Here is a 16,950-nt window from a genome sequence, read left to right as displayed (position 1 = left end):
TTTTTATTCATAAACAGCCTTACTTAGATTAAAAATACTTATATTTGGCAAATTTAATTCATAAAGAAATAACTCATATTATAAATATAACATATTGATGATCTAAAACAATGAGAAAGTTACTCTTATTATTCCTATTTATTTGTGGATTAGTGCTACATGCACAAGCACAAAAGAATGTAGAATTAAGTTCCCCGAACGGAGAAATAAAAGTATCCGTCCGCCTCACCGACAAAATCTACTATGACGTAGCCTGCAATGATGAAGTTCTGTTGAAAGACAATTATCTCCAACTTAAACTAAAAGATAAAATATTGGGCGAACATCCCAAACTGTCCGGACAAAAACAGAACAAAATAAAAGAAACCTTAACCCCTGTCGTTCCACTGAAATTTTCAACGATCAATAACGAATATAACCAACTTCTACTCAATTTTAAAGGAAACTACTCAGTAGAATTCCGTGCTTTTAACGATGGAATAGCCTATCGTTTTATCACCCGCCAAAAAGGAGAAATCGAAGTATTGGGAGAAGACCTTTCATTGCAGTTCCCGACAGACTATTTATTACATCTCCAACAGCCGGGAGGGTTCAAAACAGCTTATGAAGAGCCGTACACACACATTTCCAGTCACTCATGGAAACCATCGGATAAAATGTCCGTACTTCCAGTTCTCATTGATACACGTAAATCATATAAGATACTAATCAGTGAATCTGATCTGTCGGACTATCCTTGCATGTTTCTGAAAGGAAACGGGACCAATGGCATATCCTCCATTTTTCCAAAAGTCCCCCTTGCATTTGGTGAAGACGGAGACCGCAGCCTCAAAATCGAAAAAGAAGCGGAATATATCGCTAAAACAAGTGGAAAAAGGAACTTTCCATGGCGCTACTTTGTCATTACCAAGGAAGACAAGCAATTAGTTGAGAACACTATGACCTATAAACTGGCTGATAAGAATCAGTTAGAAGATGTGTCATGGATAAAACCAGGGCAAGTAAGTTGGGAATGGTGGAACGGAGCAACCCCGTATGGGCAAGATATAACCTTTAAAGCTGGTTGTAATTTGGAAACATACAAATACTTCATTGATTTCGCATCCAAGTTCGGAATCCCTTACATTATTATGGATGAAGGATGGGCCAAGAGTACACGCGATCCTTACACTCCTAATCCGGACGTAGACCTTCATGAGCTGATTCGTTATGGAAAAGAAAAGAATGTGGGTATTGTCCTTTGGCTGACTTGGTTAACAGTAGAAAAGAATTTTGACCTTTTCAAAACATTCAATGAATGGGGAATAAAGGGAGTAAAAATAGACTTCATGGACCGCAGCGATCAATGGATGGTTAACTACTACGAACGAGTAGCCCAAGAAGCAGCCAGACATCATTTATTTGTTGACTTCCATGGATCATTCAAGCCGGCCGGACTGGAATACAAGTATCCCAATGTATTATCCTATGAAGGGGTCAGAGGTATGGAACAAATGGGAGGCTGTAAGCCGGAGAATAGCATCTACTTGCCTTTCATGAGAAATGCGGTAGGCCCTATGGATTACACTCCTGGAGCTATGATCAGTATGCAACCGAATATCTATCGTTCCGAACGTCCTAACTCTGCAAGTATCGGTACCCGTGCATACCAAATGTCTTTATTTGTCATATTCGAAAGCGGTTTACAAATGTTGGCAGACAATCCGACCTTATATTACCGCAATGAAGATTGCACTCGTTTCATTACCCAAGTACCTGTAACATGGGATGAAACAGTTGTTCTGGAAGCTAAAGTAGGTGAATATGTAATCGTTGCGAAGCGTAAAGGAGAGAAATGGTTTATTGGTGGGATGACTAATGATAAGGAAAATGAAAGAGAATTTGAAATAAATCTCGACTTCCTGAAAGATGGCAGGACCTACCGTGTAACCTCGTTTGAGGATGGAATAAATGCAGGATATCAGGCAATGGATTACCGTATGAAATCGGCAACAATGAATAAGAATCAAAAGCTTTCTGTCAAAATGGCTAGAAATGGTGGGTTTGCAGCTGTTCTCGAATAAGCCTATACTGTAGAAATCAAGATATCTCCCATAAAAAAGAGACTGCCTCCAATCAAAAAATGAGGCAGTCTCTCTTTTTCATAACACTCTTTATCGCTTTTCCTATTCAGCCAAGAGAACCTCTAACTCTGCCACAGCAGCCATCTTAGCCTCTTTAATGACAGCAGACAGAGCCTGAAGTTTTACATAACGTGCTTTACATGGATTAAATTCAACTGTCTGTACTTCCTTTGAATCGGCAAATGTACCAGAAGCCACAGCTTTTCCCCACTCCTTGCCATCATGGCTGATATACACTTCATATTTACCGATTCTACCTTCCGAAGAATCCTGACGAGGTGTATATTTAAGACCTTTTACTGTAGTTTCTTTAGCTAATGCAATCTGTATCTCATGAGGATAAGGAGCCAGATAGAACTGGTTATGTACCGTATGCCAGAATGTATTAATATCACCATCCGCAGCCAATTTCATACTTCCATCAGCATCACTATCCACATATACAACCTTCTGTCTCTCTTCAGATGCACCCGATAAATTACGGACTGCATTGACATTTAATTCTGCTGCCGAAGCCCAATCCCGACCATAAATTTCAGATAAAGCAATCAATTTAAAGTAACGTGCCACAATTGGTTTCTCCAATGTTACAAACTGTGCAGAAGATGAATTTTCAAAACGACCTTTAGTCTTGTTTTCCCAGTTCTTTCCATCTTTACTGAAATAGAGCTCATAATCCTTGATACGTCCGTTCTCAGAGTTACGAGGTTGATAAATAAACTTATCAATCTCAAGTGATGAAGACATATCCACTACTATTTCGTGGGGATGTTTAGCCACAGGATCATTCCACCGACTATGCCAGATAGTATTCAGATCACCATCGATTGCGTTACGGGCCTCTTCACCCCCATTCTCACTACTAACTGATACAATTTTCCACAGTGAACGATCCACATATATCGGAAATTCAGCTGAAGTTCCCGCACTTTTTCCTAATTGTTCTGAAACGGCATATGCTTCCACATGACCACCAGAAATAAATTCGAAAGGTTCAGTATATATCTTCTCTTCTCCGCCATTCAGACTATAATGAACAGTAGCTCCGGGAGTATTAGTCTTTAAATTCAAATAACCATTGTTATCTCTTTCTATCAATACAGGCATACATACGGGCATCTGTACGCGTGCCTTCCTTATAAGTTCTTCTGTCGAATAACTTCTCTCCAAAGGTAGTATGATAAAACTGAAAACAGTAGGCTGGGAACGAAGTTCATACTTTTGCATCGGGCCAGGACCACAACTGGCATTACCAAGCGGACGCTGATTAGCATCCAGACAAAGAACAGTTTCTTTACGCATCGGTACTTCATACTTATGAAGCAACCTACGATGATTGGCAGAGTCAACCATATCCTGCGCTGTTGCATGCAAAGCAGAAGCAGACATCTTATCACCTGCAATAAAGACAAAGCCTATTCCATCAGGATTGGTTATTGAAATCCAACGCAGATCCTCGCGATTACCCATTTCCTGTGCTCTGACATAGTTCACCCATTGATCAGATACTAACTCATCATACACGCCTACGTAAGTGGCATCTTTTCGGTCAACATAGTTTTCCAACGGTCCGCGACCATACCAACGCATGCGTTCAAAGCCTTCCGGAAGTTCCATACGATAACCAATACGGGGAATAATTACACCTTTTGTTGAAGGAATAATAGTGCTATTAACCAAAATAGAACCATCGGCAGCCACCGTATATTCTATATTAGTTCGATAATCAAAACCCGTTTTTCCCCGATATAGATTCTCTATCTGCAGAGTTACCTTATTATCTTCTTTCCGCACATTCCAATGTCCAGGTTCAAGAGTCATCTGATACAAGCCTTTCTGATACCAGTCACCATCCACTTGCTTATCATTATCAGTAGGAGCACGGAAAGCATTCAATTCCAACCCTTTACTAATCATGGGCAATTCATTTAATGTATAAGAAGAGATCGTTCCCTGCTGCTTTGAAAAAGACGCTTCAAACTGCGAGCCTTTTACCAGATATGCATCATCAGTCTCTATCAGATCAATACTACCTTCTCCTGCTTTAAATACAGGCTTCGCACTATCAGAAAGTTTGAATTGCTCTGATGCTACCTCATATCCAGCCTTTTCCCATTCAGTATCTTGCTTTTGACAGAAGCGGAACTTTATAAAGTATTCGGCTCCCGGAATTTTATTGATCTGATTATCAGCTATAGTAATGACCTTACTGTCCTGTGCGTTCAAGGACAATTCTTCCAGATTAGCCGAGAATACAACTTTTCCATCCTCTTCAATCTCATACCTTCCATATAAGTCATCCAACCCTGCATGAAATCTCTTATTAGTCAGTTTATACGTCCCATTTCCCATAGCCTCAACCCATACAGGCTGATGTATTTTTTTCACCTCGTATGCCTTGGCAGAGTATGTACGATCGGAAAAGATTACGCCATTCGTGCAAAAATTACCGTCATTCGGTGTATCTCCAAAATCTCCTCCGAAGGCCATATAATAACCGGAACCATCCGGAGCAGGCATCTTAATACTTTGATCTACCCAGTCCCAGATAAAGCCACCGACAAGTGCAGGATAGCGCTCGTAAGTTTCCCAATATTCCTTGAAATTCCCGATTGAATTACCCATCGCATGAGCATATTCACAAACCACATGAGGTTTGACCGTTTCTCCATTCTGGAATTTCTGTAAACGCTCCTTCCCTACGCTTTCCAGCCATTGCACATCGGGGTACATAGAACTGGTTACATCGCAATAAGAGCTATTACCTTCATAGTGAGTAGGACGGGTATCATCGAGCTTCTTAACAGCCTCTGCAGCAGATTTAAAGTTAATGCCATTACCGGATTCGTTGCCCAACGACCACATGACTATAGAAGCATGATTTTTATAGCGTCGCACCATATTCTCACTGCGTTCCGTAAATGCTTTCACCCATGAAGGTTCAGAGGACAATGCCATAAGACCATGGCATTCTACATTGGCTTCGGAAAGAACATATATACCATATCTGTCACATAAATCATAGAAATAAGGATTATTAGGATAATGAGAAGTACGTACAGCATTAATATTCAATGACTTCATCAACTGTACATCTTTTTCCATTTCTTCTTTAGATACCGTACGACCATTCTCCGAACTATGGTCGTGTCTGTCAACTCCCTTAAACAAAGTTGATTTTCCATTAATCAACAGCCGACCATCTTGCGCCAGTTCAATCTTACGAAAACCGACCTTGACACTACGAATATCTACAGTTTTCCCTTTTTGCTTTAAAAGAATAGTGAGATTATAAAGGTTGGGCGTTTCTGCCGTCCATTTCAAAGGATTCACAACCTCAAACTGAAGTTTATTCGTTCCCGTTACAGCACGCGCATTTTGGGTAGCAATCTCTTTACCATTCTGATCCGTCACCTTCACTTGAATCTCGTTATTACTTCTTTTACCTGTAATATCTATATCCAGAGAGACGGATGCATTTTTATACTCCTTGTCTAAATCCGTACGGAAGAAGAAGTCTCTGATTTGCGTTTTAGGAGCCGACCACAGAAATACATCTCTGAATATACCGCTGAAACGCCAGAAATCCTGACACTCCAGAAAGCTACCATCTGTAAAGCGATACACCTCGACAGCAAGAACATTCTTTCCAGCTTTCAGATAAGGAGTCAGATTAAATTCGGCAGGCAGGTAGCTGTCCTCCGAATAGCCGACCTTTTTACCATTCACCCAAATATAAAAACCGGCTTCTACCCCATTAAAACGAATAAAGATGTCACGTCCTTTCCATGAATCAGGCAATATAAACTCCCTGCGATAACTACCGACAGGATTAGGCATCGTCGCAAAAGTATAGTTAGACGGACGAGGTTGAATTACATTAGGCCACTGAATCTTTTTCCAATCCCACTCACAAAAAGGATAAATCACATTGCAATATAAGGGCTTATCCCAGTTTTTATTATGTCTTACGGCCTCTATCTGCCAGGTTGCAGGGACTTTAATATTATCCCATTGGCTTACATCATATTCCGGTTTACAGAAATCCTGCGGTCGGTCTTTCGGGTCAGCCACCCAATGAAATTTCCATATTCCATTCAGCGTTTTGTAATAAGGTGACTCTTCAATAGTCAGATTCATTGCTTGTTGTTCATCGGTAAAAGGAATAGCAATCTGAACTGCTTCTTCCTTATTGACTCCCGAGACATACTCATTGCTCCACTCCGGCTTATCCGTGGTTTGTGCTGTTACAGATAAAGACATAAACAAAAGTGCAATCCATGCACTTCGCATGATTCGTAGTTTCATAATAATTGATTGAGTTATTTAGTTTAAATGTTCTTCTATAATATTTTCCTAAAATTCATTCGATTACAAATGTAGCGGCTTTTACCTATTTCATACCATAAATTTGTGACATTATTATACACATTTATCAAATATAACCGAATAATCTTCACTATGATCAGATTATTTCCTAATTTGAACAATCGTTTACACCTTTTCTTCTTTTAAATCTCTATTTTTACAATCAGCTAAGGCACTTAAATTATACAATAACAAAAATTACAAAACATGAGAAAAGCACATCTGATGCTAGTTGGTTTACTACTCTCTTTTGCAGCAAACGCAACCAATGATATTCCCCGGCCGGAATATCCCCGCCCACAATTTGAAAGAGCTACCTGGGTTAATTTAAATGGTACGTGGACGTATGAATTCGATCTTGATGATTCCGGGAAAAAGCGTAACTTACCTACGGCAAAGGAGCTTAGCAAAACAATTACGGTTCCTTTCTGCCCGGAAAGCAAACTATCCGGAGTTAATCATACGGACTTTATAAAAAAAATGTGGTATCAACGTTCTCTGCCGATACCCGCTGACTGGAGCAACAAGAAGATTTTACTCCATTTCGGCGCTGTCGACTATTTAGCAGAGATTTATATAGACGGACGCCTCGTCGGTTTTCATAACGGCGGAAGCTCTCCTTTTGTAATAGATATCAGTCGCATAGCCAAACCCGGGAATAGTCACAATCTGGTAGTATCCGTGTCCGATGATGCAAAATCAGGTCGTCAGGCATGCGGCAAACAGTCTCCGGAGAAAAACTCCTTTGCCTGTTTTTATACGCGTGTCACAGGTATCTGGCAAACGGTGTGGATGGAAGCTTTCTCTCCCTGTGGACTGAAATCGGCAAATACCTATCCGGATATCGACAATAATCAATTGATCATTACTCCGGAATTCTATCAGATATCCAATGACCAGACACTGGAAGTTACGATCTATGACAGCCAGAAAAAAGTCGCTCAAGTGACATCAAAATGTGCCAATGGCAGTAACCTGATCTTACCTATAAAGAATATCAAGCTCTGGAGCCCCGAAACTCCACACCTTTACGATATCAGTTACTGCGTCAAAGATGCCAAAGGGCAGACCATCGATGAAGTAAAATCATATGTAGGTATGCGCAAAGTACATACAGCCAATGGCAAATTTTACTTGAATAACGAGCCTTATTTCCAGCGCCTGGTTATGAATCAGGGGTATTATCCTGATGGAATCTGGACTGCACCTACCGATGAAGCCCTTAAAAATGATATTTTACTAAGTAAGGAAGCCGGCTTCAACGGGGCACGCCTTCATCAAAAGTTTTTCGAAGAACGATTCCATTACTGGGCAGATAAGCTGGGATTTATCACTTGGGGAGAGTCTCCTAACTGGGGAATGAATCCCGATGACGAGGCCGCATCAAGAAATCTTCTCAGTGAATGGATAGAGATACTCGAACGAGACCGTAATCACCCTTCTATCATCACATGGGCACCTCTTACCGTACCATTGAGCAATGTTTCGTCCGGTACATTTGCACGCTTGGTATTTGACCTGCAAAAACTGACAAAAGCAATCGATCCCAGTCGCCCGTTCAACGACCTTACCGGCAGTGGATTCCATTTCCTGACAGATATCTGGAGCATCAGTACTTACGAACCGGATGCAACACGTTTCGCACTAAGCTTAAAGCCGGACAAGAACCAGGCAGCTTATGCCAACCAACCTTTTATCATCGGTGAATTCGGCGGTATTGTATGGGAAACATCCAGAACCAAGGAAGACACATGGGGACATGGAGGAACATTTACCAACGAAGATGCCCTCTTCGAACGCATCGAAAAACTCATCAATGCGATTCAATCCTCCGGAATCATCAGCGGATTCTGCTATACACAGTTTTCAGATATCGAACAAGAGAAAAACGGTATCTACACTTACGACCGACAGCCTAAATTTGAGATGGAACGGATTAGATCTATCTTTGAAAAGATTCCAAGCAGACCGATAAAGAAATAAGTTCAGCTTGCTAATAGTATAATTCAGCCCGTCAATATATTCAAATCGAATTATATCGACGGGCTGAATATCCCTTTAATCAGGGTGAAACCTTACCGTTTACTCTCAATATATTCAATCGCTTTTCTAATCCACATATCTTCTCCTGCAGCTATATCTTCTACAGTCTGTTCCACCGGAATATCAATAGTCACTCCATCCCGTTGATTCAATTTCCATTCAGGATAGAATGCTCCCGCCATTGTATAGGTGAATTTAATTCCCCGAGGCAAATATAAATATCCGACATGACCGTTCGCACCGGCAGTTTGCGTACCGATAACCGCACTTTTTGGTGCCACTCTATAAGCGACAGACATTAGCTCTCCAAAACTCTGAGTCATCTCACTTACAAGAATAGCAATCTTACCTTTGAAATAATCAGGATTTTCTTTAAAACCAATTTTCCCAATTATATCAAGACCAAAGTTACCCGGAAATTTCTTCGAATTAATGGAATACCACATAAATGTAGTCGGTTGAGGATAAAGATATTTTCCAAGTACTTCCATAATGTCCCATCTCGGATACTTACGCATATCCAATATAATTCCTTTAGCATTCAAATTTGTTTTCATCATCTGATCCAGTTCCGGAAGCCCCATTATACCTGCATCTACATAAAGAATCTTTCTGGCATCCAGTCCGTAATCTGACGGACTCTTTCGGCCTTTAAAAGATGCTCTTTCAAAAGACTGCATGGGTATTGTATATTCATGAGACTGCCCTTGATTCTCCACCGTGACTTTCATTTCATTCTCCGATGTAACAAATAGTCTGAATGAGACATTCCTCAGTAAACCATGCTCATTTGAAGAAGGCAATATAGAACGGTAATTGTCGATTATTTCCGAAATCGGTTTATCATTTACAGCCAGTATGACCGATCCCCGCTCAATCTGTTTTAATGCAGTCGATTCTACTACAAGCTTACCGTCCGTTGTCTGAGTCAATCCCAATGGAAGACCATACAATCGGGGAGCATGATTCGGAAATTCAAGCCCTCCATGTGAATCATTGATTTCAGCAGCCAGTTTTCGTATAGAATGGTCCAAATCTTTTTCCGAAGAGGCATTGATAAATTCAGGCAGATATTGCGCCAGCAGAGTACTCCATCTATGGTCTGTAAGGTTGGCGTAAGGATATCCATGTTCGATGGCATTCCACAATCTATAAACCGTAAGAATACGATATCCCTGATCTTCCCAGTCGATTGAAGGATAAGGTTTGTCTCTGGCAAATTCCACCTCCTCCTTTCCGGTTAATATCGGAAGATAGTAGTTCAATACACTATTACGTTTGGCATTCTTGATTCTCACTAGTTTTTCAGACAGTTTCTTATCGAAGACATTCGGATCTTCCAGCCAGCCAAGCTGTGCAAAACGATGATATTGGGCCGAATCTCCGATTACATACTCCTCGGTTTCCGTGATTTTACCGTACTTATCTATCCATTTGTTTAACAGTGAGTTCCTTTCCTTTTTGCTCTTCACAGCTGCTATCCCGGGCATCACTCTGAACAATTCAAAATCCCAGTTATACTTTCCAACCACAACCTGCGGATGAAAATACTTAAGGAATCCCCAAACCTTGCCCAAAACCACCAAATTTTCCAATGTTTGCCCGTCAACGTCTCCAAGTGATATTCCTGAATTTCCTGCGAACTCCAGATCCTTGTCTACTTCAACATCCGGATTCTTGATTAAATCAAGTGACTGTCCATCTATCAGCACCTGGCAGTCGTTCACCCAAAGCCTGGCCTCCCCGTCACAGAGTATTCGAAAGAAAAATTTCTTGGAACGTGTAAACGGCATTTCCACATAAAAGTCTTTCCAGTCCTGACTGCCGTTACATTCAAAATCAATAGCCTTCTCGTCTATTCTTTGAAGGTGAGTGTCCAGTTTAATTGCGAAACTCACTTTGGCATTATTTGCCTGCTGATATTTGTATTTGCCTTTAAACACAATCGTCTTACCTGTAATATCGCGGTTATTCATGCCGAAATAAGCTTCTGTTTTCTTTCCCCGTACAGACGGAATCAACAATGACGACTGATTATTAAAGAGCACTTCTTCATCTACCCGAATATCTTGATTTTCACTATACCAAGCCATCTTAGGCATTTCCCGCATTGGATCAAAGGAAATAATACGCGTACCGGTAAAAGTAAGAAGTCCCTTTTTACTTTGATCAGACTGCGCATATAAGTTAAAAGCAACCAACGCGAACACTAATAAGCCAACTAATCTGTTTTTCATATGTATCATAGTTTTGTTGTCAATTCAAATATTTACAGGTTTGTACTCTGGACACACCAAAGGTCAGAAAAAAGAAACACTACCAGAGAAAATATCTGTTCATAATTTAGCAATATCTGTTTATTTCAACCCTAAACACATGTTTTAGCGAAAAATTCGATATACTCAACAAGAAAACAGAGACAGCTTCATACGTTTCGGACGTAATCTCTATTTTATAATTCAAACATAATATCATCTTATCTATTATGAGTATCTTTGCACTCCGAATATATACTTAACTATGAATAAAGTCAACGGTTTCCTGTACGGTCTGCTTTCGTCGGCCTCTTTTGGGCTTATCCCCCTATTCACCATTCCTGCCATGCAGGCGGGCATGCAATTCGAATCGATACTCTTCTATCGCTTCCTGTTTGCGTGTATGGCATTAGGCGGGATTCTACTGATCAACGGGCAATCCTTTCGAATCAGCAGACGGGACATTCCTTCCCTGCTCCTGCTTGCGATACTTTATCTGATGTCTGCCGTCTTCCTGTTCTGGGGATATAAGTTTATGGCAAGCGGTGTAGCCACCACCATTCACTTCATGTATCCGGTACTGACTACCCTGGTCATGATGCTATTCTTCAAAGAAAAAAAGTCCGGTTGGCGGATAGCCGCCATCGCCTCTGCCGTGATAGGTGTCTACTTCTTATCCGGTGGAAATACAGAGACAGGAAGTTTCTCATTTTTCGGCCTTTTCATCGTTCTTTTATCAGCATTGGGATATGCACTGTACCTTGTCACAATGAGCCAGTTAAAGATCGGCCGGATGAAAGGATTACTGCTCACTTTCTATGTCTTTCTTTTCGGAGGAATCTTTCTCTTTATCGGAACCAGCAGTATCAGCCATCTTCAGCCTATCAGAGAATGGCATACTGCCGGAAATCTAATCTTGCTGGCATTAATCCCGACCGTCGTTTCCAATCTTGCACTGGTCAGAGCAGTAAAAAGCATCGGCTCCACACTCACCTCTGTATTGGGAGCTATGGAGCCGGTAACTGCCGTATGTGTAGGCATCTTCCTCTTTGGAGAAGCATTCACCACAAGTATTGGCGTAGGCATTGCACTGATTATCGTTGCTGTAATGGTAATTATACTGAAACGATAAGAGCAGCCTTCCTATAAAATTGTTTTTCCGTTTCAGCGGGTTAATTTCAGTTCCTCGATAAGGTTAGCAGCCTTTCCATACTTTTCCATAATGAAAAGCATGTAGCGCACATCTACTCCGATACAACGCTGCAAATCCGGTTCAAAGACAATGTCACTGCTCATCGCTTCCCAATTGCCGTCAAAAGCAAGGCCAAGCAATTCCCCTTTCGCATTGAACATGGCACTGCCGGAATTTCCTCCCGTAATATCATTATTCGAGATAAAACAAACGTTCATATCTCCCTTTTCATCGGCATATCTGCCGAAATCACCGGAAGAGAGTAAAGCCAGAAGATCCGGTTGAACTGCAAAGTCTATATCGCCTGCATGTTCCTTTACTTTCTCGAAAATGCCTTTTACCGTCGTATAATAACTGAAGGTAGCCCCGTCAAAAGGAGAATATCCACAGACTGTACCAAAACTAAGGCGCATGGTGGAATTGGCATCAGGATAGAAGTTACGGTCGGCATACATACGACGCATAGCGGCATTGAACAGGCGTTCATCCTGCTCTATCTGTTCGGAAGCCTCTGAGACGCTCTGATTCATCTCATAGTATTTCACTATTAGGTCGAGGCTTAAAGAAATGGCAGGGTCCTCGATGAGATTATAGGTCGTGTCACGTTCAAGGAAGCGCTTCAGACCCTTCGGAGAAGTGATTTGAGAGGTAGCATACAAAGAGTCTACATAAGTCTGGACATTTCCGTTATACAAGGTGTCTATTTGCAGATACATCGCCGGAAGGTATTTCTTATCCACTTTGGACCGGTATTCTTTGAGCATGGCCGCAAATACTTCCTTATCAATAGACAGATTCAGGTTATCGTATTTCTCCAGTAACTTTTTCATGCGGGTAACGACCAACTTCTCTTCGGCCTCAAAATCGAAATTCAGTATTTCGAGTGCCAATTGAACCAATTCGGGACCATTAATGAACGACTCCCCGAAATAAGCAAGGGTACGGTTTGTTTCCCTACGATTATTATAATTCAGTTCCAGAGAAGAGAACAGACGAATCAGTTTCTCCCTTTCTTCCGGATGAGACTGAATCCAGTCCCGGAGGGCTGCTTCTGCTGCGCGCTTCTTTTCCAGCACTTTCAGGTGCCGGATGGCTTTATTCATTCCTATGCTGTTTTTCCAGTAGTTGGAACTTTCATCGTATTTAGAAGCATACTTGATACGGATATCCGGATGGCGATCCATTTCCCGCTTCCAAATAGCCTGTTTTACCCCGCGCACATCGATCATGGCCTGATTAATGCCGTTCATCATTTCTTCGATCCCATACGAAGAGAGATAGCGCTCCGTACTGCCCGGATAGCCGAGAGTCATACAGAAAGAGCCTTCCTTGTATCCATCCAACGAAATAGGAGCTACGTATTCCGGATGATAAGGGACGTTTTCTGGCGAATAATCCGCCGGTCCGTTCTGTTTGTTGGCATAAATACGGAAAACGCTGAAGTCACCTGTATGGCGAGGCCACATCCAGTTGTCCGTGTCCCACCCGAACTTGCCGACTGAAGAAGGAGGAGCAAAAACCAGCCGGACATCATTATAATCGCGGTAGACAGAAAGCCAGAACTCGTTTCCGGCGTAATACGCATCGACAATTCCCGTCAACGTAGAGTCCTTCTCTGATACTTCCATGCCGATTACATTCATGACAGAGTCGACAACTACGCGACGTTCGCTTTCCGTATGAGCATGTTTGGCAGCCGAGAGCACACGCTTGGTCACATCCTCCGTACGAAGAAGGAAACGGACATATAATTCGGGATTCGGCAGTTCTTCACCAAGATTGCGGGCTACAAAACCATCCTTCAGATAATCATGTTCTACGGAAGAATGCTGCTGGATACTGCTGAAACCACAGTGATGATTGGTAAATACCAGACCATCTTCGGAAACCACCACTCCCGAACAAAATCCACCGAAACTGACAACGGCATTTGCCAAAGCCGGCTTCTTCGGATTATACAGTTTATTTACAGGCATCTGCAAACCGAGTTCCTTCATCACCCGTTCCGCCTGTTTGTTCTTGCGAAGGTTCCCCAATAGCCACATTCCCTCGTCAGCAAATGCCTGTGACAGGCAAAGGGAGAGGAGAATCATTGCGGTTAGTCTGAGTTTCATGCTATTATTTTTAGATTTATATATTCTATGATCAATCCGGGAGCCATTATTCGGTAATGAGCCTCAACTTCTTCGCTCCCACCCGTGCTTTCAGCCATGCGCTGATTTTCTCCTTCTCGGCAACTGACGGATGTTTGCCAAATTTCAAAACAGCCAGTGTCACCGTATCCGTTTTCATCGAGTCTACCCGTGTTTCCAGCGAGTGAGCGATAGAAAGCGAAGTGATGGAAGGATAAAGCACCTTCAATTCGGGCACCAGAGTACGCCCCATCGTATCGTACTCTTTATATTGAGCGAGGTTTTCTTCCAGTCGGGTTATCTTTTTCTGCTGTTCCTGCAGGCGTTGTTCGCTGTTTTTATAAAAGTCCTCCATCACCATGGCACGAATGGAAGAGACATCTACCGCCTCATTATTCATCCCTTGCAGTACGGTCAGCTTTGTTTCTTCCAGCTTGTATTCTTTCAGTTTGCTACGGGCAATGGATATCGAAGCATCCGGAACTTCGGGACCGATCAGAACCACGCGGATGTCTTTATGCTCATAACTGATCTTCTTATCAAGTACCTGCGTATTCTCAAAGTTCAACTGCTCATTGATAAACCGATTGGCTGCCGTCTCATAAAAAGTACTTTTAATGATGCCGAACGTCAGATAAACAGCCGGGCACATCGTCAGCACAACAATCAGAATGATGTATTTACGCACCATCTTCTCGCGTGCCTTATCCACAAATTCCTTACGCTGGAAGTGCATCACCCGCACACCGATGAAGGTAGCCAGACTGATAAATACGGAGTTGATAAAGTAGAGGTAGAATGCACCCAGAAAGTAAACCAGATTGCCCGATGCCAGACCATAACCTGCCGTACAAAGGGGAGGCATCAACGCCGTAGCAATGGCAACTCCCGGAATCACATTTCCCTTCTCTTTGGTAGACAGGGCGACAACTCCCGCCAAACCACCGAAAAGTGCGATGAATACGTCATAAATCGTAGGCGAAGTACGCGCCAACAGCTCCGATTGTGCTTCGGCAATAGGAGTGAAAAGAAAGAAGATGGTTGCCGTCGTCACACTGAAAGCAGTCGTGATGAGGAAGCTCTTCAAAGAACGTTTCATCAACTCGAAATCATTCAAACCGACAGAAAGTCCGACACCCATGATAGGTCCCATCAACGGTGAAATCAACATGGCACCGATAATCACTGCCGTAGAGTTGACATTCAAGCCCAGTGAAGCCATAAAGATGGCAAAAATAAGAATCCACAAATTGGCTCCTTTGAATTCTACTCCTTTTCGGATAGAGTCAACGGTTTCCATTTCATTGTCTTTATCCTTTTTCAAGTCCAGGTATTCACCCAGGAACGACTTGATCGCAAACTTATTCCGTTCATCTGTCTTCATAGTCATTTCTTTTTTATAATCCGGTTAATAACAGGAATCTGACTCAGAGGCAGGTCCCGTTTGATAATATAAGCAATAAATAGTAGCAGAAGGACTGTGCGGAATGCAAGAAGCAAGACTGTATTATGAATCGGCGTCCATTCACCAATCAGATACAGAATAATAGCTAAGCCTACATAACAACCTATTCCACGCAGATCATAAGCAATAGGATATTTCTTCTGACCGACAAAATAAGAAAGCAACATAGCTATGGCATATCCGGTAAAACCCGCCCATGCGCAAGCTACATACCCATATACAGGGATCAGGAAGATATTCATCAGAACAACAGTCAGACAGGCTATAATGGAGAAATATGCCCCCCATCTGGTATCATCCGTCAGTTTATACCAAAACGAGAGATTAAAATAAATCCCCATAAACATCTCTGCAATCATCACGATGGGAACTACCTTGAGTCCCTCCCAATAGTCTTCTGCTATGATATAACGTAAAATGTCCAGATAAAACATGACTGCCAGGAATGCCAGCAGCGTAAAGATAATAAAGAACTTCATTGCCTGCGCATAGATTCGTTTATTATCCTTATCCTTACTTTTGCCAAAGACAAAAGGCTCGTATGCGAAGCGAAAAGCCTGCGTGATCATTGCCATTATCATGGCTATTTTAGTAGCTGCACTGTAAATGCCCAACTGTACATCCGCTTCCACCTTATCGGGGTAGACAAAAGGAAAAATAATCTTGTCTCCAACCTGATTCACAATGCCTGCCACTCCTAATATCAGAATAGGGAATGAATAATATAACATCCGCTTCATCAGCAAACGGTCAGGACAATAGCGGAATTCACGGAATTCAGGTATCAGCCCGAGCATTACAACAAAAGAACAGATCAGATTAATAAGAAAGGCTACCCCTACGTCATCGCCTTTCATGACAACAAAATAAAGGATATTCAGCAAGATACTGACAAATATAAATAAGAGTTTCAGTCCGGCAAACTTGATAGGGCGTTTCTTATAACGAAGATAAGCAAACGGAATAGCCTGAATGGCATCCATAGCCAGTACAATCAGCATCATGCCCAGATACCATGGATGTTCACTATACCCCATCAGTCCTGCAATAGGATTGAGGAAGACCAGACACAACAGCAAAAACAGGAGCGATACGCTCCCTACCATCAATAACGAAACAGAATATACCTTCTTCGGGTCGTCATCTCCTTTATTGGCAAAACGGAAAAAGCCGGTTTCCATTCCGAAGGTTAGCACTACGAGCAATAACGCCACAATAGCATACATCTTGGTGATCACTCCATATCCTCCGGAAGCAGCAGGAAGTGAAAAAGTATAAATCGGTACCAGAAAATAGTTCAGAAACTTACCAATAATACTGCTGGCACCATAAATCGCAGTGTCCTTTGCCAATGACTTTAGTTCTGCCATGT

8 protein-coding genes are annotated in these 16,950 nt (G+C 42.0%); 3 read left to right on the top strand and 5 right to left on the bottom strand.

All coding sequences use genetic code 11. From position 1 onward, the window contains the following. The first annotated feature begins 110 nt into the window (after positions 1-110). On the top strand, positions 111-2,063 hold the full coding sequence (locus NBH01_RS02635) for a glycoside hydrolase family 97 protein (RefSeq protein WP_196068909.1): 1,953 nt from the start codon (positions 111-113) through the stop codon (positions 2,061-2,063). Positions 2,064-2,165: 102 nt separating this feature from the next. Here NBH01_RS02635 and NBH01_RS02630 read toward each other — a convergent pair whose 3' ends face one another. Further along, complete coding sequence (locus NBH01_RS02630) at positions 2,166-6,431, bottom strand: glycoside hydrolase family 2 TIM barrel-domain containing protein (RefSeq protein ID WP_074857610.1); 4,266 nt, start codon at positions 6,429-6,431, stop codon at positions 2,166-2,168. Positions 6,432-6,698: 267 nt separating this feature from the next. Here NBH01_RS02630 and NBH01_RS02625 point away from each other — a divergent pair, with 267 nt between their 5' ends. After that, complete coding sequence (locus tag NBH01_RS02625) at positions 6,699-8,474, top strand: glycoside hydrolase family 2 protein (RefSeq protein WP_250699960.1); 1,776 nt, start codon at positions 6,699-6,701, stop codon at positions 8,472-8,474. Between the two features lie 92 nt (positions 8,475-8,566). On the opposite strand, the gene NBH01_RS02620 is transcribed toward NBH01_RS02625, so the two are convergent. After that, positions 8,567-10,771 (bottom strand): S41 family peptidase, encoded by a 2,205-nt coding sequence (locus NBH01_RS02620; RefSeq protein ID WP_162303097.1) that lies wholly within the window; start codon positions 10,769-10,771, stop codon positions 8,567-8,569. A gap of 283 nt (positions 10,772-11,054) precedes the next feature. Between NBH01_RS02620 and NBH01_RS02615 the strand changes: the two genes are divergently transcribed. Beyond that, positions 11,055-11,921: a DMT family transporter gene (locus NBH01_RS02615; RefSeq protein ID WP_016269238.1), complete on the top strand. Its 867-nt coding sequence runs from the start codon at positions 11,055-11,057 to the stop codon at positions 11,919-11,921. A gap of 32 nt (positions 11,922-11,953) precedes the next feature. Here the strand turns inward: NBH01_RS02615 and NBH01_RS02610 are convergent, their stop codons facing one another. The 3 genes from NBH01_RS02610 to NBH01_RS02600 are packed head-to-tail and all read right to left on the bottom strand — an operon-like array spanning position 11,954 to position 16,948. Then, positions 11,954-14,095, bottom strand: coding sequence for a S46 family peptidase (locus NBH01_RS02610; RefSeq protein ID WP_011108743.1), 2,142 nt, complete (start codon positions 14,093-14,095; stop codon positions 11,954-11,956). Positions 14,096-14,141: 46 nt separating this feature from the next. Next, entirely contained in the window at positions 14,142-15,497 is a 1,356-nt protein-coding gene (locus NBH01_RS02605; RefSeq protein WP_008762895.1) for a TIGR00341 family protein, read from the bottom strand. Positions 15,498-15,499: 2 nt separating this feature from the next. Then, on the bottom strand, positions 15,500-16,948 hold the full coding sequence (locus NBH01_RS02600) for a lipopolysaccharide biosynthesis protein (RefSeq protein WP_234119819.1): 1,449 nt from the start codon (positions 16,946-16,948) through the stop codon (positions 15,500-15,502). Positions 16,949-16,950 lie beyond the last annotated feature (2 nt).

The sequence above is a fragment of the Bacteroides sp. B1-V-101 genome, from assembly GCF_023656585.1.
Classification (GTDB): domain Bacteria; phylum Bacteroidota; class Bacteroidia; order Bacteroidales; family Bacteroidaceae; genus Bacteroides; species Bacteroides thetaiotaomicron.
Note: the sequence above shows the minus strand (reverse complement) of the source record. Positions and strands in the feature narration are given on the sequence as shown.